Genomic DNA, 21,828 nt, shown 5'->3' on the forward strand with positions numbered 1-21,828 from the left:
GAAATGTTATATACTCTCCGCCCTGCAAACTGGCTGTACAACATTTCGCGCAGATTATGGGAGAGTTCATGACCGCAACGCCTGGAGAACGCATTGGAGGCTGGTTAATCGCCCCACTGGCATGGCTGCTGGTTGCCTTATTAAGCGCATCACTTGCGCTGCTGCTGTATACCACCGCACTGGTTACCCCACACGCCATCCAGACCCTGATGTCGCAAAGCTTGCTGAATATTGCGATGTGGTTTGTGTCGTTCGTTTTCGCGATTGGAATGTGGTACTACACGCTGTGGCTGACCATTGCCTTCTTTAAGCGCCGCAAGAGTGTGCCGAAGCACTACATTATCTGGCTGCTGATTTCGGTCCTGCTGGCGGTGAAAGCCTTTGCTTTTTCGCCCGTTTCAGACGCTCTGGCCGTGCGTCAGCTGCTTTTCCCGTTACTGGCCGCCGCGCTGCTGGTCCCCTATTTCAAGCGTTCGACGCGGGTGAAAAACACCTTCGTGAACCCGTAATAACCCTACAGATAACCTGTTGTCGCCTGCGTGGGTTTGTCCGATAATAGGCGGCTTTTTTATTTCAGGCTAAATAATGACCGATTACTTACTGCTCTTTGTCGGCACCGTGCTGGTTAACAACTTCGTTCTGGTGAAGTTCCTTGGCCTGTGCCCGTTTATGGGCGTGTCCAAAAAGCTGGAAACGGCGATGGGCATGGGGCTGGCGACGACCTTCGTCATGACGATGGCGTCCATCTGCGCGTGGTTGATTGATACCTGGATCCTTATCCCGCTGGGCTTAATCTATCTCCGTACGCTGGCTTTTATTCTGGTCATTGCGGTTGTTGTGCAATTTACCGAAATGGTGGTGCGTAAAACCAGCCCGGCCCTCTATCGCCTGCTGGGTATCTTCCTGCCGCTGATCACCACCAACTGCGCCGTTCTCGGCGTTGCGCTGCTGAACATCAACCTTGGCCATAACTTTATGCAGTCGGCGCTGTACGGTTTTTCCGCCGCCGTCGGTTTCTCATTTGTAATGGTCCTCTTCGCGTCGATTCGCGAGCGTCTGGCGGCAGCGGATATCCCTGCGCCCTTCCGCGGTAACGCGATTGCGCTGGTGACCGCAGGTTTAATGTCTCTGGCCTTTATGGGCTTTAGTGGTCTGGTGAAGTTGTAATGAATGCTATCTGGATTGCCATCGCCTCTATCAGCGTCCTGGGGTTGGTGTTTGGCCTTATCCTGGGCTACGCCTCGCGCCGTTTCGCGGTAGAGGACGATCCTGTTGTTGAAAAAATTGATGAGCTTTTGCCGCAAAGCCAGTGCGGGCAGTGCGGCTACCCCGGCTGCCGTCCCTATGCCGAAGGGGTAGGCATTCAGGGTGAAAAAATTAACCGCTGCGCCCCCGGCGGCGAAGCAGTGATGCTGAAAATCGCGGCCCTGCTTAACGTTGATCCTCAGCCCGTTGACGGCGATGCGGACGTGCAGGAGCCGGTCCGATCGCTGGCCGTGATCGACGAAGCCAACTGCATCGGCTGCACCAAATGTATTCAGGCCTGCCCGGTTGACGCCATTGTTGGTGCCACCCGCGCCATGCACACCGTCGTGGCGGACCTCTGCACCGGCTGTAACCTCTGCGTGGCACCCTGCCCGACGCAATGTATTGAGCTGCGCCCGGTTGAAACGACTACCGAAAGCTGGAAGTGGGATCTTCAAACCATTCCGGTTCGCATCATTCCTGTGGAACAACATGCTTAAGTTATTTTCTGCTTTCAGAAAAGAGAAGATTTGGGACTTTGACGGCGGTATCCATCCACCAGAGATGAAAACCCAGTCCAACGGCACGCCGCTGCGTCAAATTCCGCTGGCGACGCGTTACGTTATGCCGCTCAAGCAGCACATCGGTGCCGAGGGTGAGCTGTGCGTGAAAGAAGGCGATACTGTGCTTCGCGGGCAGCCGCTGACCTTCGGGCGCGGACGTATGCTGCCGGTCCACGCGCCAACCTCCGGTAAGGTGGTCGCCATTGCCCCGCATACGGTGGCGCATCCATCCGCGCTGTCGGAACTGAGCGTGATGATTGAAGCCGACGGTGAAGACCGCTGGATTGAACGTGACGGCTGGAGCGACTACCGTAGCCAGAGCCGCGACGCGCTTATCGAACGCATACATCAGTTCGGCGTCGCCGGGCTGGGCGGCGCGGGCTTCCCGACCGGCGTCAAGCTGCACGGCGGTGGCGATAAGATTCAGACGTTGATTATCAATGCCGCCGAATGCGAGCCGTATATCACCGCCGACGATCGTCTGATGCAGGACTGCGCCGCCCAGGTAGTGGAAGGCATCCGCATCCTTGCGCACATCCTGCAGCCGCGGGAAGTGCTGATCGGTATCGAAGACAATAAACCGCAGGCTATTTCCATGCTGCGCGCCGTGCTGGCGGGCAGTCACGACATCAGCCTGCGCGTTATCCCGACCAAGTACCCTTCTGGCGGCGCAAAACAGCTGACGCAAATTCTCACCGGCAAGCAGGTCCCCCACGGCGGACGCTCTTCGGATATCGGCGTGCTGATGCAAAACGTCGGTACCGCTTATGCCGTGAAGCGCGCGGTGATTGACGGCGAACCGTTAACCGAGCGCGTGGTGACGCTGACCGGGGAGTCGATTTCTCGTCCGGGCAACGTCTGGGCGCGCCTCGGCACGCCGGTGCGTCATCTGCTGGAACAGGCTGAGTTCTGCCCGGCTAGCGACCAGATGGTGATCATGGGCGGCCCGCTGATGGGCTTTACCCTGCCGTGGCTGGACGTTCCGGTCGTGAAAATCACCAACTGTCTGCTCGCGCCTTCTCCGACCGAGATGGGCGAAGAGCAGGAAGAGAAAGGCTGCATCCGCTGCAGCGCCTGCGCCGATGCCTGCCCGGCGGACCTGCTCCCGCAGCAGCTGTACTGGTACAGCAAAGGCCAGCTGCACGACAAAGCTAAAGCCCACAATCTGGCCGACTGCATTGAATGCGGTGCCTGCGCCTGGGTCTGCCCGAGCAACATCCCGCTGGTGCAGTATTTCCGCCAGGAGAAGGCCGAGATTTATGCCATCTCCATGGAAGAAAAACGCGCTGCGGAAGCCAAAGCGCGCTTTGAAGCACGCCAGGCGCGACTGGAACGCGAAAAACTCGCCCGTCAGGAACGCCATAAGCAGGCCGCCGTTCAGCCTGCCGAAAAAGATCAGGATGCCATTAACGCCGCGCTGGCGCGCGTTCGTGAGAAAAAAGCGACCGCGGCACAGCCTGTAGTGATCCCAGCGGGTGAGAAACCTGATAACAGCGAAGCGATTGCCGCGCGTGAAGCACGTAAGGCCGCAGCGCGCGCCCGTCAGGCTGAAAAAGCGCAAACGGTCCAGGCAGATGCTGAGATCGATCCGCGTAAAGCCGCCGTTGAAGCGGCAATAGCCCGGGCCAAAGCCCGCAAAGCCGGTGAGCAGCAGGTAGTCGTCGAGCAGGATGCGGTCGACCCACGCAAAGCGGCCGTTGAAGCGGCTATTGCCCGTGCCAAAGCGCGCAAAGCAGCGCAGCAGGCTCCCGCGGTAGAACCTGAAGCACCGGTCGACCCGCGCAAAGCCGCCGTCGAAGCGGCAATTGCCCGCGCCAAAGCCCGTAAGGCAGCGCAGCAGGAAGAGCAGCCGCAGGCCGCCAACGATGACCCGCGCAAGGCCGCCGTTGCCGCCGCCATTGCGCGCGTTCAGGCAAAGAAAGCCGCACAGAAAGCAGTTAACGAGGATTAAATGGTTTTCAGAATCGCAAGCTCCCCTTACACCCACAATCAGCGCCAGACGTCGCGCATCATGATGCTGGTTTGCCTGGCTGCGCTGCCGGGCATTGCCGTTCAGTGCTGGTTTTTCGGCTGGGGAACCCTGTTCCAGATAATCCTGGGCTGTGTCAGTGCTTTAGCGGCTGAAGCCCTCGTCCTGAAGCTACGTAAGATGGCGGTTTCCCGCATCCTGGCTGATAACTCCGCGCTGCTAACCGGCCTGCTGCTGGCCATCAGTATTCCGCCGTTTGCCCCATGGTGGATGGTGGTCCTTGGTACCGTGTTTGCCGTGATCATTGCCAAACAGCTGTATGGCGGGCTCGGTCATAACCCGTTTAACCCGGCGATGATTGGCTACGTGGTGCTGCTGATCTCCTTCCCGGTGCAGATGACCAGCTGGCTGCCGCCGCACGAGATTGCCGCCACGGTTCCGGGCTTTATGGATGCCCTGCACGTTATCTTTACCGGCCATACGGCGCTCGGCGCTGACATGAACACACTGCGCATGGGCGTGGACGGTATTAGCCAGGCGACGCCTCTCGATACCTTTAAAACGTCCCTGCATGCCGGGCACAGCGTTAAGCAGATCATGAAATCCGCGATCTACAGCGGCATGCTGGCGGGTGCAGGCTGGCAGTGGGTCAACCTGGCGTATCTGCTGGGCGGCCTGTTCCTGCTGCAGCAGAAAGCCATTCGCTGGCATATTCCGGTCAGCTTCCTCGTGACGCTGGCGGTTTGCGCGACGCTGGGCTGGATCTTCTCTCCTGAATCACTGGCCAGCCCGCAGATGCATTTGCTCTCCGGTGCGACCATGCTAGGTGCCTTCTTTATCCTGACGGATCCGGTTACGGCGTCAACGACTAACCGCGGCCGCCTGATCTTCGGCGCGCTGGCGGGCCTGCTGGTATGGCTGATCCGCAGCTTTGGCGGTTACCCGGACGGCGTGGCATTTGCCGTCCTGCTTGCCAACATTACCGTTCCGCTCATCGACTATTACACGCGTCCGCGCGTGTACGGCCATCGCTAAGGGTTTCGCCATGTTAAAAACGATGCAAAAACACGGCGCCACGCTGGCTGTCTTCGCCGCGGTCCTGACCGGACTAACGGCTCTGGTTAACACGTTAACCAAAACGACCATTGAAGAGCAGGCTTCAAAGCAGCAAAAGGCGCTCTTCGATCAGGTGATCCCATCAGATTTCTACGATAATGACCTGCAGAAAAGCTGCTTTGTGGTAGACGCGCCGCAGCTTGGGAAAGGTCCGCACCGCGTCTTTATCGCCCGTAAAGGAGATAAACCGGTAGGTGCAGTGATGGAAGCGACGGCGCCCGACGGCTATTCCGGCGCCATTCAGCTGCTTGTCGGCAGCGATTTCTCCGGCACGATACTGGGCACTCGCGTGACGCAGCATCATGAAACCCCGGGCCTGGGCGATAAAATTGAAACCCGCCTGAGCGACTGGATTTTGCACTTCGCCGGTAAAGTTATTCATGGCGAAGATGACACCGCGTTTGCAGTGAAGAAAGATGGCGGCGAGTTCGATCAGTTCACCGGCGCGACCATCACGCCGCGCGCGGTGGTGAACGCCGTAAAACGAGCCGGGCTGTATGCTGAAACGCTGCCCGCGCAAATCAACAATCTTCCGGCCTGTGGAGAGTAATCATGAGCCAGGTTAAAGAGGTTATTGTCCAGGGGTTGTGGAAGAACAACTCCGCGCTGGTACAGCTTCTGGGGATGTGCCCCCTGCTGGCGGTAACGTCCACCGCTACCAACGCGCTCGGTCTGGGTCTGGCGACCACGCTGGTGCTGACCCTGACCAACCTCTCCATCTCCGCCCTGCGCCGCTGGACGCCGTCGGAAATTCGTATTCCGATTTACGTCATGATCATTGCGTCGGTGGTCAGTATCGTCCAGATGCTGATTAACGCCTACGCGTTTGGCCTGTACCAGTCGCTCGGGATTTTTATTCCCCTTATCGTCACCAACTGTATCGTCGTCGGGCGTGCGGAAGCCTTTGCGGTGAAAAACAGCCCCGCCATGTCGGCGCTGGATGGTTTTTCCATCGGCATGGGCGCCACGTGCGCTATGTTCGTGCTGGGCTCGCTGCGCGAAATCCTCGGTAACGGTACGCTGTTTGACGGCGCAGATGCGCTGCTCGGCGGCTGGGCCAAAGCGCTGCGCGTTGAAGTGTTCCACACCGATACGCCATTCCTGCTGGCAATGCTGCCGCCCGGCGCGTTTATTGGCCTTGGCATGATGCTGGCGGTAAAATACCTGATTGATGAGAAACGTAAGCGCCGCGCGGCTGAGCGTAGCGTTCTGGAAGGGACACCCGAGAAGGCTTCATGAATAAAGAAAAGCGCATTGCGATCCTGACCCGTCTGCGGGACGAGAACCCGCACCCGACGACGGAGCTGAATTTTACCTCCCCGTTTGAGCTGCTGATCGCCGTGTTGCTCTCTGCACAGGCGACCGATGTTAGCGTCAATAAAGCCACTGCCCTGCTCTATCCGGTCGCCAATACGCCGAAAGCCATGCTGGAGCTGGGCGTGGAAGGCGTGAAGTCCTATATCAAAACCATCGGCCTGTTTAACAGCAAAGCGGAGAACGTCATTAAGACCTGCCGGATCCTGCTGGAACAGCACGGAGGTAAAGTGCCGGAGGACCGCGCTGCGCTGGAAGCCTTACCGGGCGTGGGGCGTAAGACCGCGAACGTGGTGCTCAACACCGCGTTTGGCTGGCCCACGATCGCCGTGGATACACATATATTTCGCGTGTCTAACCGGACTAACTTCGCGCCGGGGAAAAATGTCGAGCAGGTCGAAGAGAAGCTGCTGAAGGTGGTTCCGGCAGAATTTAAGGTTGATTGCCATCACTGGCTGATTCTGCACGGCCGTTATACCTGTATTGCCCGTAAGCCTCGCTGCGGCTCCTGCATTATTGAAGATCTCTGCGAATACAAAGAAAAAGTGTATCCCTAATCATCGTAATTCCTCGCTAAAAGAAGGGCTATTGAACGTTCTTCTTTTGGCCGTTATTTGTCCGCCTTTCGCTTCCCCTGACCCGTCACTTGTTCGGTTGTTTAACGCTCAAACAGGTTAATACTTTTTTCATAGCCAAAAATTTCTATATATCTGTGATCGCGATCACCTCGATAACTTCATGTTGAATTTTTGTTGTCAAAATCGACCTAAACCCTTTGTCCGACAAGATACTTCTCTTTCTTTACCGACGATAAGACCAGCCATTTTTCAGAATATAGGCCATATCACTGCATGAAGCGGTAAATAGCAGAACATATCGCCAAAAGCCGATCGAAGAGGGTTATTGCCAGTCGAAAAAACTACCTATACTCAAGGTATGAAATTTAACGCTGAATAACATTTATATGAACCGACGATTATACCACCCCAGATATATGTAACAGATTATTACAAACGTATTGCCAGATGGGGCAGGATAGTGAACATTACCCGCCGTTTCTCCTCCCAATATAACTATAAGGCGTATGGACCACGGCCATCACGCTATGAACACCCCCGTTAATATGGGATGTAAAAAAAGAGGTATATGTGTCTACTGCAAACAATAAACCAACAGATGAAAGCGTGAGTCTTAACGCTTTCAAACAACCTAAAGCGTTCTATCTCATCTTCTCTATCGAGTTATGGGAGCGTTTTGGTTATTACGGCCTGCAAGGGATCATGGCAGTTTACCTGGTAAAACAGCTGGGTATGTCCGAAGCCGATTCCATCACGCTGTTCTCTTCCTTCAGTGCTCTGGTGTACGGTCTGGTCGCTATTGGCGGCTGGCTGGGCGATAAGGTTCTCGGAACGAAACGTGTCATCATGCTGGGCGCCATTGTCCTGGCGATTGGCTATGGTCTGGTTGCATGGTCAGGGCATGATGCCGCTGTCGTGTATATGGGTATGGCGACGATTGCCGTCGGTAACGGCCTCTTCAAAGCGAACCCGTCCTCCCTGCTCTCTACCTGTTACAACAAAGACGATCCGCGTCTGGACGGTGCATTTACCATGTACTACATGTCCATCAACATCGGTTCGTTCTTCTCAATGCTGGCAACCCCATGGCTCGCGGCGAAATTCGGCTGGAGCGTGGCGTTTGCGCTGAGCTTCGTGGGTATGCTGATCACCGTGGTGAACTTCCTGTTCTGCCGCAGCTGGGTTAAAGACTACGGTTCAAAACCTGACTTCGAGCCTGTTCATATGGGCAAACTGCTGGCGACCATCGCGGGCGTTGTTGTCCTCGCGGCAATCGCCACCTGGCTGCTGCACAACCAGGGTATCGCACGTGCGGTTCTGGGCGTGGTTGCGCTGGGTATCGTGGTCATCTTTGCGAAAGAAGCCTTCGCCATGCAGGGCGCTGCCCGTCGTAAGATGATTGTGGCGTTCATTCTGATGCTGGAAGCGATCATCTTCTTCGTGCTGTACAGCCAGATGCCAACCTCACTGAACTTCTTCGCCATTCGTAACGTTGAGCACTCAATTCTGGGCATCGCGTTCGAGCCGGAACAGTATCAGGCGCTGAACCCGTTCTGGATCATGATCGGTAGCCCGATTCTGGCCGCTATCTATAACAAGATGGGCGACCGTCTGCCAATGCCGCACAAGTTCGCCATCGGTATGGTGCTGTGCTCCGGCGCGTTCCTGGTGCTGCCGCTGGGTACCAAATTTGCTACCGACGCAGGTATCGTGTCCGTTAACTGGCTGATCCTGAGCTACGCGCTGCAGTCTATCGGTGAACTGATGATCTCCGGCCTGGGTCTGGCGATGGTTGCACAGCTGGTGCCGCAGCGTCTGATGGGCTTCATTATGGGTAGCTGGTTCCTGACCACTGCGGGTGCGGCAATCATTGCAGGTAAGATTGCTAACCTGATGGCGGTTCCGGAAAACGTGACTGACCCACTGGTCTCCCTGAACGTGTACGGCACCGTGTTCATGCAGATTGGTATCGCGACTGCGGTTATTGCGGTTCTGATGCTGCTGACCGCACCGAAGCTGAATCGTATGACTCAGGACGACGACAAGACCGCTAAAGCGACCAACACCGCTACCGCGTAAGATTATTGAGAAACGACTGACCAGAAGCCGCTAATGCATTAGCGGCTTTTTTTTTGTCCTTTGGCGCACTAACATAGCTGAAACCTCAGCAAAAAGGAGTTACCGATGAAACTGTTCTACAAACCGGGCGCGTGCTCTCTTGCTTCCCATATCACCCTGCGCGAGAGCGGCAAAGATTTCACGCTGGATGGCGTTGATCTGATGAAAAAGCGTCTGGAAAATGGCGATGATTTTCTTGCCATTAACCCCAAGGGACAAGTTCCGGCGCTCTTACTGGATGATGGTACTCTGCTGACTGAAGGCGTCGCGATTATGCAGTTCCTGGCCGATAGCGTGCCCGATCGCCATCTGCTGGCGCCGGTCAGTACCATTTCTCGCTATAAAACGCTGGAATGGCTGAACTACATTGCGACCGAACTGCACAAAGGATTTACGCCGTTGTTCCGCCCGGATACACCAGAGGAGTTCAAACCGACCCTGCGTGCGCTTCTTGAGAAAAAGCTGCAGTACGTTAACGCATCGCTGAAAGACGATCAGTGGATTGCGGGTTCGCGCTTCACGATTGCCGATGCGTATCTGTTTACCGTGCTGCGCTGGGCGCGCGCGGTTAAGCTGAACCTGGAAGGGTTAGACCATATCGCATCGTATATGAAACGCATGGCAGAGCGTCCTGCAGTGGCTGCGGCGCTGAAAGCGGAAGGTCTTAGCTAATATCGCCCGGCGGCGCTTCGCTTGCACGGGCCTACGGGTTTTGTAGGCCGCGTAAGCGCAGCGCCACCCGGCATCGTTTAAAGCCGGGTTGCGCTGAAATAGTGCTCCGGCTTCGCGATACGATCCTGTGCCGCAACCACCTGCAGTTCATATTCCTGCATCTCTTTCGTCGCAATCATGATTTCGTACACCGCCGCAGTAACGTGCTCCAGCGCGTCACGTATCGTCGCCCCTTGCAGTAATTTCACCAACAGCAGACCGCTGGTGACATCCCCGACCCCAACCGGCTGGCGCAGGCCGAAATCCACCAGCGGACGGCTGATATGCCAGGCGTCATCTTTCGTTACCAGAAGCATCTCAAAACGGTCCTGGCTCAGCCCTGCGCGCGCAAGGTGTTTTACTAACACAACTTCAGGCCCCAGAGCGATCAGTTCACGAGATGCGCTTACCGCCTCTTCTACGTTGTTAACCGAACGCTCGCAGAGAATTTCCAGTTCGACCAGGTTTGGCGCAATGATATCGCTGGCGGGCAGCGCGTGGCGGACGTGAAACTCTGCAACGCCTGGCGCCACGATGCAGCCTTTCTCTGGATGGCCCATGACGGGGTCGCAGAAGTATTTTGCCGACGGGTTTGCGGCCTTCACCTGGCGTACGATGCCGAGGATATGCTCCCCCTGCTCCGCTGAGCCGAGGTAGCCGCTCAGCACCGCGTCACAGCGTTTAAGCTGATCGATATCGGCAATCCCCTGCACAACCTCGGTGAGGTGCGATGGCGGCATCACGCAGCCGGTCCATTTGCCGTATTGCGTGTGGTTAGAGAACTGCACGGTATTAAGGGGCCAGACGTTGACGCCGAGGCGACGCATCGGGAATTCCGCGGCGCTATTGCCAGCGTGTCCAAAAACAACGTGGGACTGAATGGCGAGGATGTTCTTCATTTTGTTCTTACCAAACCCTGAAAAAACAAAAGGGGCGTGGTTTCCCACGCCCCCTCGAGACTGTTAATTACTTCCAGCAGACAAGACAGTAGTTCTTCTTGCCGCGACGCAGCAGCGTGTAGCGACCATACAGACGATCGCCGTCAACAAAGGTGTATTCCGGGTCGGCCTGTTTCTCACCGTTGATGGTAATAGCGTTTGACGCGATGGTTTTACGCGCCTGACCGCGGGAAGGCTGGAGCTCAGAGTCCACCAGCGCCTGCATCAGGTCAGCCCCTTTTTCCATCTCAACCATCGGCACGCCGTCCTGCGCCAGCTGTTCGAAGTCCGCTTCGCTCAGATCGCTCAGGGTACCGTTGAACAGGCTTGCGGTAATGCGTTTTGCGGCAGCCAGACCTTCTTCACCGTGAACCAGTTTGGTCACTTCATCCGCCAGCACGTACTGAGCGCGCGGCGCTTTACCGCTGTTCTTGTCTTCTTCTTCCAGCGCATTGATTTCTTCAATGTCCATAAAGGTGAAGAACTTCAGGAAGCGGTAAACATCGGCATCCGCCGTGTTGATCCAGAACTGGTAGAATTTGTACGGGCTGGTTTTCTTCGGATCGAGCCATACCGCGCCGCCTTCGGTTTTACCAAATTTGGTGCCGTCGGCTTTGGTAATCAGCGGAACGGTCAGACCGAAGACCTGATTCTGGTGCAGACGACGGGTCAGGTCGATACCGGAGGTGATGTTACCCCACTGATCGGAACCGCCAATCTGCAGAGAAACACCGTGCAGTTTGTTCAGGCAGGCAAAGTCATACCCCTGCAGCAGGTTGTAGGAGAACTCGGTGAAGGAGATACCCTGATCGTCACGGTTCAGACGCTGCTTCACGGCTTCTTTGTTAATCATCTGGTTAACGGAGAAGTGCTTGCCGATGTCGCGCAGGAAGGTCAGCACGTTCATGCTGCCAAACCAGTCGTAGTTGTTCGCGGCAATGGCGGCGTTATCACCACAGTTGAAGTCGAGGAACGGTGCAACCTGTTTGCGGATCTTATCCACCCACTCCTGCACGGTATCTTCGGTATTCAGTTTACGCTCAGCGGCTTTAAAGCTTGGGTCACCAATCAGACCGGTCGCGCCGCCCACCAGGGCAACAGGCTTATGGCCCGCCATCTGGAAGCGTTTCAGGCATAACAATGGAACAAGATGCCCCAAATGCAAGCTGTCAGCGGTGGGGTCGAAGCCGCAATAGAGCGCGATCGGGCCTTGCGCCAGTCGCTCTGCTAACGCTTCCTCGTCCGTCACCTGGGCCACGAGGCCCCGCTCTTGCAATTGTTTAATCAAGTTACTGCTTGCCATCAAATTCTCCATGTATAAACGACTGCACCTTTGCCGGTACACGACTTTTCGCCTGATGCGAAAGGACCATAGAATAAAGCGCAAGCGCGGCGTGCGCTAGCGCTTAAATCAACAAATTTCGGGGATTACGGTGCCAGTCTGTCGATTTTCCAGCCGCCATTGTCGCGCTGGTATAAAAAGCGGTCATGCAGGCGATGTTCGCCCCCCTGCCAGAACTCCATCTGTTCAATCGGGATGCGGAACCCGCCCCAGAAACTTGGCAGTGGGATTTCACCCTGCTGGAACTTCTGTTTCAGCTCCAGGAATTTACTTTCCAGCACGCCGCGGGCAGAAATTCGGCTGGACTGTTTTGATACCCAGGCGCCAATCTGGCTGTCACGCGGGCGGCTGTGGAAATACTTCACCACTTCCAGCGTCGAGAGACGTTCCGCCTTGCCGGTGACCATTACCTGACGTTCCAGCATGTGCCAGGGGAACAGCAGGCTGATACGCGGATTGTGTTCTAAATGGTGTGCCTTGCGGCTGCCGAGGTTGGTATAGAACACCAGCCCTTTCTCGTCATAATGCTTGAGCAATACGATGCGCTGATACGGTTGACCGTTTTCATCCACCGTCGCGACAACCATGGCCGTTGGGTCGGCGAGTTTCGCTTCGCAGGCCTGTTTCAGCCAGCGTTCGAAAAGCACGAGGGGTTCAGCGGGAAGATCCTGGCGACGCAGGCCGCCTTTAGTGTATTCACGGCGCAGATGCGCAATTTGCTGCAGTTCGTCGTTATCTGACATGGCGTTAGCTGACATTGAGAGTGGGTGGCGCTATTGTGCGCCGCCCCTGTAAAAATCTCAACGCTTCGGATTTTCAAGCTGGCAATTGTTCAGCACGATGCGGTCGCGTTTGTAGATCGTGGCGCTGTCGCCTTTCGACCAGAAGACGTAGATACCGTCGGTATAACGCGCGCCAGAGGCCGACATGCCCTGCTTCAGGGTCAGCAATTTATTGTCGTAAACAAAGCTGGCTTCCTGGCGCGGGTTATTCAGCTTCACGGTCAGCGGTTTTTCGTCGCAGCGATACTCCAGCGTATCGGTCTGCATGCGCTCAAGGAGCTGGTTATAGACGCTGCATCCTGACAGCAATAAAGGCGCGGCAATAAGAAGAAGTTTTTTCATGGGCGTATTCCGAAGACTTTCCTGGTCCTGGAGGGCATGGCTGCCCTCCTGTTTCGTTCCATTCTAACGACGACACGCCGCGCTGAATTTCAGTTAACTCTGATTATGACGCGGATTTGCCGGGAAAATTGCCCCGAGGACGCTCGCCTCGCGTGCACCGGTTACCGACGGCAGGTTGCCCGGCAGTCCGGCAATAGTGCGCCAGGCGAGCCAGGCGAAGGCCAGCGCCTCCATATCATCGCCGCTGATGCCAGCCTCATCGGTCGTGGTCACTTCGGTACCCGGCAGTAGCCCCGCAAGACGCGCCATCACCAGAGGGTTGCGGCTTCCTCCGCCGCACACCAGCAGGCGTTCGCATCCGCCGCTGAGCAGAACCTGTTCGGAGATCGACACGGCCGTAAGCTCAGCAAGCGTCGCCTGGATATCCTGCGGCGCGAGCGCCGGGAATGGCGCCAGCTGACGCTCAAGCCAGCCTAAGTTGAAGTATTCACGCCCGGTGCTTTTAGGGGCCGGCAGGGCAAAATAAGGATCGCTTAGCATTGACTGCAACAGCGGAATAATCACTTTCCCCTCGCTCGCCCACTCCGCGTTTTTATCATACGGTTGGCCGCACTGACGCCAGATCCAGGCATCCATTAACATATTACCCGGGCCGGTATCATAGCCGCGGACAGGCTGTCCCGGAATGAGCATCGACAGGTTGGCAATCCCACCAATGTTGAGCACCATCCGCCGTTCTGTTGGGTGCGCCAGTAACGCCTGGTGGAACGCGGGTACCAGCGGCGCGCCCTGCCCGCCAAGGGCGATATCGCGACGACGGAAATCGCCAACCACCGTCACGCCCGTCTTCGCCACAATCTGGTTGTTATCGCCGATTTGCAATGTGTGCGGGGCGTCGCCGACGGGCTCATGCCAGACCGTTTGTCCGTGACAGCCGATGGCCACCACATCCTGCGGGCGAAGATGTTCTTTTTGCATCAAAGCCTGTACCGCATCCGCAAACAGCGCCCCCAGGCGAACATCAAGTTGTCCAAGTTGGGAGAGGGTCAGCTGTTGCCCCTGACAGATACTGAGAATATCTTCTTTCAGTGAAATGGGGATTGGCCAGGTCAGGCTCGCCTGCTGTGCCACCATATTTTCGTCAATGGCAGCCAGAACGACATCTACCCCATCCAGACTGGTGCCTGACATCACACCAATGTAGCGACCCGATTTCATGCGCTTTCCTTACGTTGCGTGGGCTAAGGATATCCACTCAACCATAAACGGCGCAGCTTTGCCATCCGGCAATAATATTTTTTAACAATGTCAGACGGGTAACACAGGTGGCCCCTGTTTATCTCTCGTTAAGTCAAATTCAAGTACAATTTTCTTATTGTTAGTGCAAAGATATGAACTATGGCTCCTTATGCCATATAATTTAGCCATAACGGATGCCCCCAATCGGGCGTTTTTGGTGAACAGGAGATTCAAATGATTTTACGTGTACTGGGCGTTTCGCTGATTGGTTTAACTCTGGCTGGCTGTGTGAATGACAGTTCACTTTCTGGCGACGTTTACAGCGCTTCTGAAGCGAAACAGGTTCAGAACGTGACTTACGGTACCGTTGTTAACGCACGCCCTGTACAGATCCAGGGTGGTGATGAAAACAACGTGATGGGCGCAATCGGCGGTGCCGTACTGGGTGGCTTCCTGGGTAATACCGTCGGTGGCGGTACAGGCCGCTCGCTGGCAACAGCCGCAGGCGCCGTTGCGGGTGGCGTAGCCGGCCAGGGCGTTCAGGGTGCGATGAACAAAACCCAGGGCGTAGAGCTGGAGATCCGTAAAGACGACGGCAGCACTATTATGGTTGTACAGAAACAAGGCAGCACCCGCTTCTCTGCAGGCCAGCGCGTTGTTCTGGCAAGCAACGGAAGCCAGGTGACTGTTTCTCCACGTTAATTAAAAATGGATGTGGTCTTCAGGCCACATCCATTTACAATATATATCACTCCCACAAATATATTTACAAAATATATTCGCCATATCTATTTTTTACCACAGCATATATTGTTTCTGCGCAAAGTATTTAGCGCGCTAATTGATTAAACTCCTCGCAATACCCTCATCTTCATTGATTATAAAGTCATTAAAAAACGTATATGCTTGCGAATCGTCGTTCTCTAAAAAGTCGTTATATCGCGTTCTGCCTCGGTTGCATTGTTGTCATCGAGATATTACAAACTCTGTTTTTAAAACTCGTTGAATGGGTTCCCTCCTTTTCGCCGCTGCTATTCCCTACGCTTACCATTTTTCTGCTGGTGTTCCACCTGTTTATTGCCTGTTTCATGGCGATGAAATACTGGTGCGACAGAAAACGGTTGTATCTGGTGGCGTTCGCCTTCGCCTTTGCGGGCTCCGCATTGCTGATGGTCGGCACGCTGTCCAGCTTTCCCGCCTGGCTGGACCTCTACCAGTTTAACGTCGTGAACTACAACGATGCGATGATCTACTATATGTTCCGCCATCTAATAATGGCGGTGCTCATCATCGTTGCGACAATACTTTATACCATGCGCAATTATCCCCTTTCACGATTAGCACATATCGCGATTGTGAGCGGCGAATTTCTCTTTACGGCCTGTGCGGTGGGATTGGCCTGGTTTTATTCCAGTCATTCACAACTCTTATCAATTGACCTGGTTGATAATGAAACGCGTCAGTTTATGGTTCTCTGGAGCCAGTTCATTAATATTTCATTAATTGCTCTGTGGGTAGTGACATTAGCAACGCTGATGTTTATTACGCGCGTACGTAATTTATTCTGGGTGGGCGGTAATTTTTTGTGCGTCTGCTATATCGTCACACTCTCAATGCTGTTGATGGGGGGACATGCCGAAGGTATCTCCTGGTATCGCGCCCGCTTATTTGAAACGGCCGCCACGCTGCTGATTATTTTTGTTCTGCTCTACGATGTCTTCAGGCTGTATCGCGACTCGCACGTAAAATACCAGCAGTCTTACCAGAACTCGATTCGCGACCCGCTCACGCGCCTGTATAACCGCAGTTATTTTTATGAATCATTAAAGCAGGCACTGGATATCGCCAAACCCAGCCGCCCTGTTTCCGTCATCGTCAGCGATCTCGATCGCTTCAAGCGCATCAACGACACCTACGGGCATCTTCAGGGCGACAAAGTGCTGCAGTTTGTTGCCAACCTGCTGATGGATTCCGTGCGCCCGCAGGATATCGCAGCCCGTATCGGCGGTGAGGAGTTTGTTCTGATGCTGGCCAACACCTCATCAGACGCGGCGTACCAGGTGGCAGAACGCATACGGTTACACCTGAGCAGCTTTGATAACACCAGCAGCGGCGGACAGTTACCGGAGCCGATCACCATCAGCATGGGGGTGTTTACGGCAACGTCACCGACGATTACCGCAGAAGCATGCGTGGAAAGTGCCGACAAGGCGATGTATGAAGCGAAGGAAACCGGGCGTAACCGTGTGGTCGTCTTTAAGTAAAAAAAAGGCCTTGCTGCTGCAGGGCCTTGTTGTTTGTCAGTCTCGCGACTGCAGTTCATGGATGTTTTGCTCAAGGCGCCCAATGAGGCTGATGAGCATTTCCAGCTCCGCCGGTGAAACGCCTGACAGGATCTCACCGCGCGTCTTGGTAATCACGGCTTCCATTTCCGTGATGATAGGCGCCGCTTTCTCGGTGAGTTTAATCCGTTTCGCGCGACGATCGCTGGCGCAGGTTTGCCGCGAGATCAACCCCTTTTCTTCCAGCTGGTCAAGCGTGCGCACCAGCGACGGTTGCTCAATTCCTATCGCTTTTGCCAGTTGAATTTGCGACTGATCGGGCGGCAGCTGATGAATGTTGTGCAGCGTGACCCAATGCGTCTGTGTGAGTTCCAGAGGTTTCAGGCGATGGTCAATCAGAGCACGCCAGACGCGTACCAACCTTGCCAGATCAGAACCTAATGGCGATTCCAATTTCATCTCCTTATAATTAGCTTGCTAAGTTATTATACTGATTTTAGAATAGTGTGCAGCATTTGTATTGCCAAAACAAATGCAATACTGCATTCATCGAACTTAAAAGTATGACTTACACTGAATTGTGATGCTTCATCATACTAAGACAAGCCAACGCGGCATTCTGTTCACTGCAAAGGATTTCTGCCCGTGACGTTTTTTCATCGCTCAGAGGGTTTACCCCTTCAGGACCTGATCTTCGGTGCGTCAGTCTACTTTCCTCCCCTGTTTAAAGCCGTTCTGGTGGGCTTTATACTCTGGCTCATCGCGCATCGTCTGCTTCGCGACTGGATGTACTCCGGCGAAATCTGGCATCCCATGCTGATGGATCTTTCCCTGTTTGCCCTCTCCGTAAGCCTGGGCCTTGCCGTTTTGACCGCGTGGTAAATATGTCTCTGAAAACGCTAAAATACTTTTCCACCCTGTTTGTTCTTGCCCTCGCGCTGGTTGCGGGGTGGTGGATGTGGAATTTTTATATGCAGTCGCCCTGGACGCGCGACGGCAAAGTTCGTGCTGAACAAGTCAGCATCACTCCTCAGGTGTCGGGAAGTATCACGACGCTGTTGGTTAAGGATAACCAGTTCGTCAAAAAGGGAGACGTTTTATTCCGAATCGACGACACCCCGTACCACATTGCGATTCTGAACGCCCAGGCACAGCTGGCGAAAGCCCAGTCTGACCTGGCAAAGGCCAACAACGAGGCCAATCGTCGTCGCCACCTGTCGCAAAATTATATCTCAGCGGAAGATTTAGACACCGCCAACATCAACGTTAAGGCGATGCAGGCGAGCGTCAACGTGGCGGAGGCGACGCTGAAGCAGGCGCAGTGGCAACTGACCCAAACCGTGATTACGGCGCCGGTCGATGGATGGGTGACCAACCTCTCCGCCCGCGTGGGTAACTACGCCACCACCGGCCAGCCGGTTTTTGCCCTCGTCGACAGCCACTCCTTCTACGTCGTGGGCTATTTCGAAGAGACCAAGCTTCGGCATATTCGCGAGGGATCGCCCGCCGCGATTACGCTTTACAGCGGCTCGAAAACGTTACAGGGTCACGTATCCAGCATTGGCCGGGCCATTTACGATCAAAGCGTTGAAACGGATTCAGGGCTGGTGCCGGACATTAAGCCGAACGTGCCCTGGGTGCGTCTGGCCCAGCGCGTTCCGGTTCGCGTAGAATTTGACCGTGTACCGGAGGACATTACCCTGGTATCCGGCACCACCTGCACCGTCTCCATCGGAACCCGCTAATGAGGCTGCAGGGGCTCACCTGGCACAACACGCCGTGGATGAAAGCGACGCGTCCCCAGTGGCGCTACGCGCTGCGTAACGGCATTGCCATGTGCCTTGCGCTCACCGTAGCCTACTACCTGAACCTGGATGAACCCTACTGGGCGATGACGTCTGCAGCGGTGGTCAGTTTCCCAACGGTCGGCGGGGTGATCAGTAAAAGCCTTGGCCGTATCGCAGGCAGCCTGCTCGGTGCCACCGCGGCGTTAATTATCGCGGGCCATACGCTGAACGATCCGTGGCTGTTCCTGCTGAGCATGGCGGCATGGCTGGGATGCTGTACCTGGGCCTGCGCCCATTTTACCAATAACGTCGCCTACGCGTTCCAGCTGGCGGGCTATACCGCGGCCATTATCGCTTTCCCGGTGGTTAACGTTCTCGACACCACCGAGCTGTGGGATATCGCGCAGGCGCGCGTCTGCGAAGTGATTGTCGGGATCCTCAGCGGCGGCTTCATGATGATGATCCTTCCCAGCACGTCAGACGGCACCGCGCTCATCACCGCACTGAGAACCATGCATACCCGGCTGCTGGAACATGCGAGCCTGCTGTGGCAACCGGATAACAGCGATGATATCCGCCTCGCGCACGAAAAGGTTATCGGGCAGATCCTGACCATGAATCTTTTGCGCATTCAGGCGTTCTGGAGCCACTACCGCTTTCGCCGTCAGAACACCCTGCTTAACTATTTGCTGCACCAGCAGCTGCGCATGACCAGCGCCATCTCCAGCCTGCGCCGGATGCTGCTCAGCTGGCCGACGCCGCCTGAAAACACCCGTGCCGTGATTGAAGCGCTACTCGCGGCCCTTGCGCGCCCGGATGCGGACATCTACACCGTGGCGCGGATTATCGCCCCGCTCGCTCCGGCTGATGAGTACGACTACCGCCATCGCGCCTTCTGGCAGCGCCTGAATTACTTTTGTCGGCTGTACCTGCGCAGCAGTCGCTGGATCACGGCCGTTGAAAATGCGACCCCATTAACGGAGTTCAACGTCCCCGGCAGCCCGGCACTCGCACGCCATACCGACTACCTGGAAGCGCTGTGGAGCGGCTTTCGCACCTTCTGTGCGCTGATGCTGGTGGGGGCGTGGAGCATTACCACACAGTGGGAGTCCGGCACGGCGGCCCTGACGCTTGCCGCCATCAGCTGCGTGCTTTACTCCGTCGCGGCCTCGCCGTTCAACTCGCTTACGCTCCTGCTGCGCACGCTGGTGCTGCTGTCGCTGTTCAGCTTCGTGGTGAAGTTTGGACTGATGGTGCAGATAAGCGATCTGTGGCAGTTCCTGCTCTTTCTGTTCCCCCTGTTGACCACCATGCAGCTTCTGAAGCTGCAAATGCCAAAACTGGCGGGCCTCTGGGGACAGCTGATTGTCTTTATGGGCTCGTTTATCTCCGTGACGAATCCGCCGGTTTACGATTACGCCGACTTTCTCAATGATAACCTGGCGAAAATCCTTGGCGTGGGGCTGGCGTGGCTGGCTTTCGCGGTGTTGCGTCCCGGCTCCGATGCCCGCAAGAGCCGCAGGCATATCCGGGAACTACGCAGAGGGTTTGTCGACCAGCTCAGCCGTAAACCGCATCTGGGTGAAAACGAGTATGAATCGCTGGTGTATCACCACGTCAGCCAGCTCAATAACAGCCAGGACGCGCTGTCCCGACGCTGGCTGCTGCGCTGGGGCGTGGTGCTGTTGAATTGCTCGCACGTGGTCTGGCAGCTTCGCGCGTGGGAAACGCGTTCCGATCCGCTGTCGCAGGTTCGTGATGTTTGCATCTCCCTGCTGCGCGATGTGATGAGCGAGCGCGGCGTCCAGCAGCGGCCGCTGGAAACCACGCTGAATGAACTGCAGCGGATCTGCGATACGCTGGCACGGCATCACCTGCCCGCAGCGCGTGATTTGGCCTCGATAATCTGGCGCCTGCACTGCTCGCTGTCGCAGCTGGAACAGGCCCCGCCGCCGGGAACGATTGGGGATCAGATCACCCCGCACGCATAGCGTGCCCCGCCGCCGCCAAGCGGTTTAGGGCTGTCGGACATGTTATCCCCACCGACATGGATCATCAGCGCTTTGCCTTTCACCTCATCCAGCTTTTTCAGTCGCGGCGCGACGACGGGTTCGGTGGCTTTACCGTCGTTATTCACCACCAGCACAGGCAGATCGCCTAAATGTCCCATTCCATCCGGGCCTTCATGCTTGCCGGAATGCTGCGGATCGAGGTGACCCCCTGCCGCTTCCGCCGCCGACGGTTTGCCCTCTTTTAACGCGGGCTGACAGATGCCTTTGGCGTGAACATGGAAACCATGTTCACCGGGAGGGAGGGCTTTAAGGTTGGGGGCAAACTCCAGTCCTTTATCGGTTTCAGTGATTTTCACCGTTCCGATGGACTGACCTACACCCTGTGAGGTGACGAGATTCATTTCCACTTCGTCGCTAGCTGCCTGCGCCCCTGCGCAAACAACCAGCGTGACCAGTGCCAGAGCAAAACGCTTCATAATGACCTCCGCGGGTTATTTTTTGCCCCTTAAGTGTATACCAGGGGCAAAGATTTCACCGGAAAGTCACCTGCCTGCGGTTTAAGGCACGTCGTAACCCAGCGCGGCCTTGCGGATGCGGAACCACTGCTGGCGGGTCATCTGCAGCTCTTCAGCCGCCAGCGCAGAACGCACGCGTTCAATTTTGCCGGAACCGATAATCGGCAGTGGTTTTGACGGCAGGCGCAGGATCCAGGCGTAAACCACCTGTTCGATGCTCTCAGCGTTCAGCTCGCGGGCGATGGTTTCAAGCTCGTTGCGCAGCGGCTGGAATTCATCATCATTGAACAGACGTCCTCCCCCCAGGCACGACCAGGCCATTGGGCGAATGCGCAGTTGCTGCAGCTGGTCGAGGGTACCGTCCAGCAGCAGCGGCTGGTGTACCGGGGAGATCTCAACCTGGTTAGTGGCCAGGGTAAACGGCAAACGGGACTGAAGCAGCGCAAACTGTGCCGGGGTAAAGTTAGACACGCCGAAGTGACGCACTTTCCCACTCTGGTGCAGGTTCAGGAAGGCTTCCGCCACCTCATCGGCATCCATCAGCGGGTCGGGGCGGTGGATTAACAGCAGGTCAATACGATCGGTCGCCAGATTGACCAGCGACTGCTCGGCGCTCTTGATGATATGCGCGCTGTCGGTGATGTAATGACCGAGGGCGTGTTCAGGTTTTGCCGTGGTGGCAATCCCACACTTCGTGACGATCTCCATGCGATCGCGGAGTGCCGGAACCAGCTTGAGCGCCTCCCCGAACGCGGCCTCGCACTGATAGCCACCGTAAATATCCGCATGATCGACCGTGGTGATGCCTAAATCGAGGTGCTCTTCAATAAAGCTCGCCAGCTGGAGGGGGGACATATTCCAGTCCATCAGGCGCCAGTAGCCCATGACAAAACGGGAGAATTCTGGCCCCTGGGGGGCAAGGGTAATTCGCTGAACCATAACATTTTCCTCAAGGACGTAATGTCATGAGTATAC

General features: G+C 55.9%; 23 protein-coding genes. 15 read left to right on the forward strand and 8 right to left on the reverse strand.

Features of this window, described 5'->3' with window-relative positions; genetic code table 11:
- The first annotated feature begins 68 nt into the window (after nucleotides 1-68).
- The 10 genes from N037_RS00550 to gstA all read left to right on the forward strand — a co-directional run bounded on the left by N037_RS00550 (nucleotide 69) and on the right by gstA (nucleotide 9,575).
- Entirely contained in the window at nucleotides 69-509 is a 441-nt protein-coding gene (locus tag N037_RS00550; RefSeq protein ID WP_032638244.1) for a DUF2569 domain-containing protein, read from the forward strand.
- Nucleotides 510-585: 76 nt separating this feature from the next.
- On the forward strand, nucleotides 586-1,167 hold the full coding sequence (gene rsxA, locus N037_RS00555; RefSeq protein WP_014883581.1) for an electron transport complex subunit RsxA: 582 nt from the start codon (nucleotides 586-588) through the stop codon (nucleotides 1,165-1,167).
- Nucleotides 1,167-1,745: an electron transport complex subunit RsxB gene (rsxB, locus tag N037_RS00560; protein WP_032638245.1), complete on the forward strand. Its 579-nt coding sequence runs from the start codon at nucleotides 1,167-1,169 to the stop codon at nucleotides 1,743-1,745. The genes rsxA and rsxB overlap by 1 nt, the downstream gene beginning before the upstream one ends.
- A complete protein-coding gene (gene rsxC / locus N037_RS00565) occupies nucleotides 1,738-3,759 on the forward strand; it encodes an electron transport complex subunit RsxC (protein WP_023335456.1) in 2,022 nt (673 codons plus the stop codon). The genes rsxB and rsxC overlap by 8 nt, the downstream gene beginning before the upstream one ends.
- Nucleotides 3,760-4,812 carry an electron transport complex subunit RsxD gene (gene rsxD, locus N037_RS00570; RefSeq protein WP_032638246.1) on the forward strand — a complete coding sequence of 351 codons (1,053 nt, stop codon included), beginning with the start codon at nucleotides 3,760-3,762 and terminating at the stop codon, nucleotides 4,810-4,812.
- Between the two features lie 10 nt (nucleotides 4,813-4,822).
- Nucleotides 4,823-5,443, forward strand: a complete 621-nt coding sequence (gene rsxG / locus N037_RS00575; RefSeq protein WP_023335454.1) for an electron transport complex subunit RsxG — start codon at nucleotides 4,823-4,825, stop codon at nucleotides 5,441-5,443.
- 2 nt (nucleotides 5,444-5,445) lie between these two features.
- Complete coding sequence (locus tag N037_RS00580; protein WP_023335453.1) at nucleotides 5,446-6,132, forward strand: electron transport complex subunit E; 687 nt, start codon at nucleotides 5,446-5,448, stop codon at nucleotides 6,130-6,132.
- A complete protein-coding gene (nth, locus tag N037_RS00585) occupies nucleotides 6,129-6,764 on the forward strand; it encodes an endonuclease III (RefSeq protein WP_032638247.1) in 636 nt (211 codons plus the stop codon). The genes N037_RS00580 and nth overlap by 4 nt, the downstream gene beginning before the upstream one ends.
- A gap of 591 nt (nucleotides 6,765-7,355) precedes the next feature.
- The gene (gene dtpA / locus N037_RS00590) at nucleotides 7,356-8,864 is read left to right on the forward strand and encodes a dipeptide/tripeptide permease DtpA (RefSeq protein WP_023335452.1); all 1,509 of its coding nucleotides are present in this window, start codon (nucleotides 7,356-7,358) and stop codon (nucleotides 8,862-8,864) included.
- A 105-nt stretch (nucleotides 8,865-8,969) separates the two neighbouring features.
- Entirely contained in the window at nucleotides 8,970-9,575 is a 606-nt protein-coding gene (gene gstA / locus N037_RS00595) for a glutathione transferase GstA (protein ID WP_032638248.1), read from the forward strand.
- Between the two features lie 77 nt (nucleotides 9,576-9,652).
- On the opposite strand, the gene pdxY is transcribed toward gstA, so the two are convergent.
- From pdxY to anmK, 5 genes are all read right to left on the reverse strand, one after another.
- On the reverse strand, nucleotides 9,653-10,513 hold the full coding sequence (gene pdxY / locus N037_RS00600; protein WP_032639103.1) for a pyridoxal kinase PdxY: 861 nt from the start codon (nucleotides 10,511-10,513) through the stop codon (nucleotides 9,653-9,655).
- Nucleotides 10,514-10,580: 67 nt separating this feature from the next.
- Complete coding sequence (gene tyrS, locus N037_RS00605) at nucleotides 10,581-11,855, reverse strand: tyrosine--tRNA ligase (protein ID WP_023335449.1); 1,275 nt, start codon at nucleotides 11,853-11,855, stop codon at nucleotides 10,581-10,583.
- Nucleotides 11,856-11,980: 125 nt separating this feature from the next.
- On the reverse strand, nucleotides 11,981-12,637 hold the full coding sequence (pdxH, locus tag N037_RS00610) for a pyridoxamine 5'-phosphate oxidase (RefSeq protein ID WP_032639105.1): 657 nt from the start codon (nucleotides 12,635-12,637) through the stop codon (nucleotides 11,981-11,983).
- A gap of 57 nt (nucleotides 12,638-12,694) precedes the next feature.
- Nucleotides 12,695-13,018, reverse strand: a complete 324-nt coding sequence (mliC, locus tag N037_RS00615; RefSeq protein ID WP_032638249.1) for a C-type lysozyme inhibitor — start codon at nucleotides 13,016-13,018, stop codon at nucleotides 12,695-12,697.
- A 93-nt stretch (nucleotides 13,019-13,111) separates the two neighbouring features.
- Nucleotides 13,112-14,236, reverse strand: coding sequence for an anhydro-N-acetylmuramic acid kinase (gene anmK, locus N037_RS00620; protein WP_032638250.1), 1,125 nt, complete (start codon nucleotides 14,234-14,236; stop codon nucleotides 13,112-13,114).
- A 255-nt stretch (nucleotides 14,237-14,491) separates the two neighbouring features.
- Between anmK and slyB the strand changes: the two genes are divergently transcribed.
- Complete coding sequence (gene slyB, locus N037_RS00625; RefSeq protein WP_008500578.1) at nucleotides 14,492-14,959, forward strand: outer membrane lipoprotein SlyB; 468 nt, start codon at nucleotides 14,492-14,494, stop codon at nucleotides 14,957-14,959.
- A gap of 200 nt (nucleotides 14,960-15,159) precedes the next feature.
- Complete coding sequence (locus N037_RS00630) at nucleotides 15,160-16,521, forward strand: sensor domain-containing diguanylate cyclase (protein ID WP_032638251.1); 1,362 nt, start codon at nucleotides 15,160-15,162, stop codon at nucleotides 16,519-16,521.
- Nucleotides 16,522-16,557: 36 nt separating this feature from the next.
- Here N037_RS00630 and slyA read toward each other — a convergent pair whose 3' ends face one another.
- The gene (gene slyA / locus N037_RS00635) at nucleotides 16,558-16,998 is read right to left on the reverse strand and encodes a transcriptional regulator SlyA (protein WP_024909359.1); all 441 of its coding nucleotides are present in this window, start codon (nucleotides 16,996-16,998) and stop codon (nucleotides 16,558-16,560) included.
- A 186-nt stretch (nucleotides 16,999-17,184) separates the two neighbouring features.
- Here slyA and N037_RS00640 point away from each other — a divergent pair, with 186 nt between their 5' ends.
- From N037_RS00640 to N037_RS00650, 3 genes are read left to right on the forward strand one after another with little or no spacing between them, the layout of a single operon-like run.
- Nucleotides 17,185-17,421: a DUF1656 domain-containing protein gene (locus tag N037_RS00640; RefSeq protein WP_023335444.1), complete on the forward strand. Its 237-nt coding sequence runs from the start codon at nucleotides 17,185-17,187 to the stop codon at nucleotides 17,419-17,421.
- A 2-nt stretch (nucleotides 17,422-17,423) separates the two neighbouring features.
- On the forward strand, nucleotides 17,424-18,284 hold the full coding sequence (locus N037_RS00645) for an efflux RND transporter periplasmic adaptor subunit (protein WP_023335443.1): 861 nt from the start codon (nucleotides 17,424-17,426) through the stop codon (nucleotides 18,282-18,284).
- Entirely contained in the window at nucleotides 18,284-20,317 is a 2,034-nt protein-coding gene (locus N037_RS00650; RefSeq protein ID WP_032638252.1) for an FUSC family protein, read from the forward strand. Before N037_RS00645 ends, N037_RS00650 begins: the two co-directional genes overlap by 1 nt.
- Here the strand turns inward: N037_RS00650 and sodC are convergent.
- Together sodC and N037_RS00660 are read right to left on the reverse strand one after the other, a co-directional pair.
- Nucleotides 20,296-20,814 carry a superoxide dismutase [Cu-Zn] SodC gene (gene sodC / locus N037_RS00655; protein WP_032638254.1) on the reverse strand — a complete coding sequence of 173 codons (519 nt, stop codon included), beginning with the start codon at nucleotides 20,812-20,814 and terminating at the stop codon, nucleotides 20,296-20,298. The genes N037_RS00650 and sodC overlap by 22 nt on opposite strands.
- 81 nt (nucleotides 20,815-20,895) lie before the next feature.
- Complete coding sequence (locus N037_RS00660; protein ID WP_032638255.1) at nucleotides 20,896-21,792, reverse strand: aldo/keto reductase; 897 nt, start codon at nucleotides 21,790-21,792, stop codon at nucleotides 20,896-20,898.
- Nucleotides 21,793-21,828: the final 36 nt, after the last annotated feature.

Origin of the sequence: Enterobacter sp. EGD-HP1 (assembly GCF_000733275.2) — a bacterium.
GTDB lineage: Bacteria > Pseudomonadota > Gammaproteobacteria > Enterobacterales > Enterobacteriaceae > Enterobacter.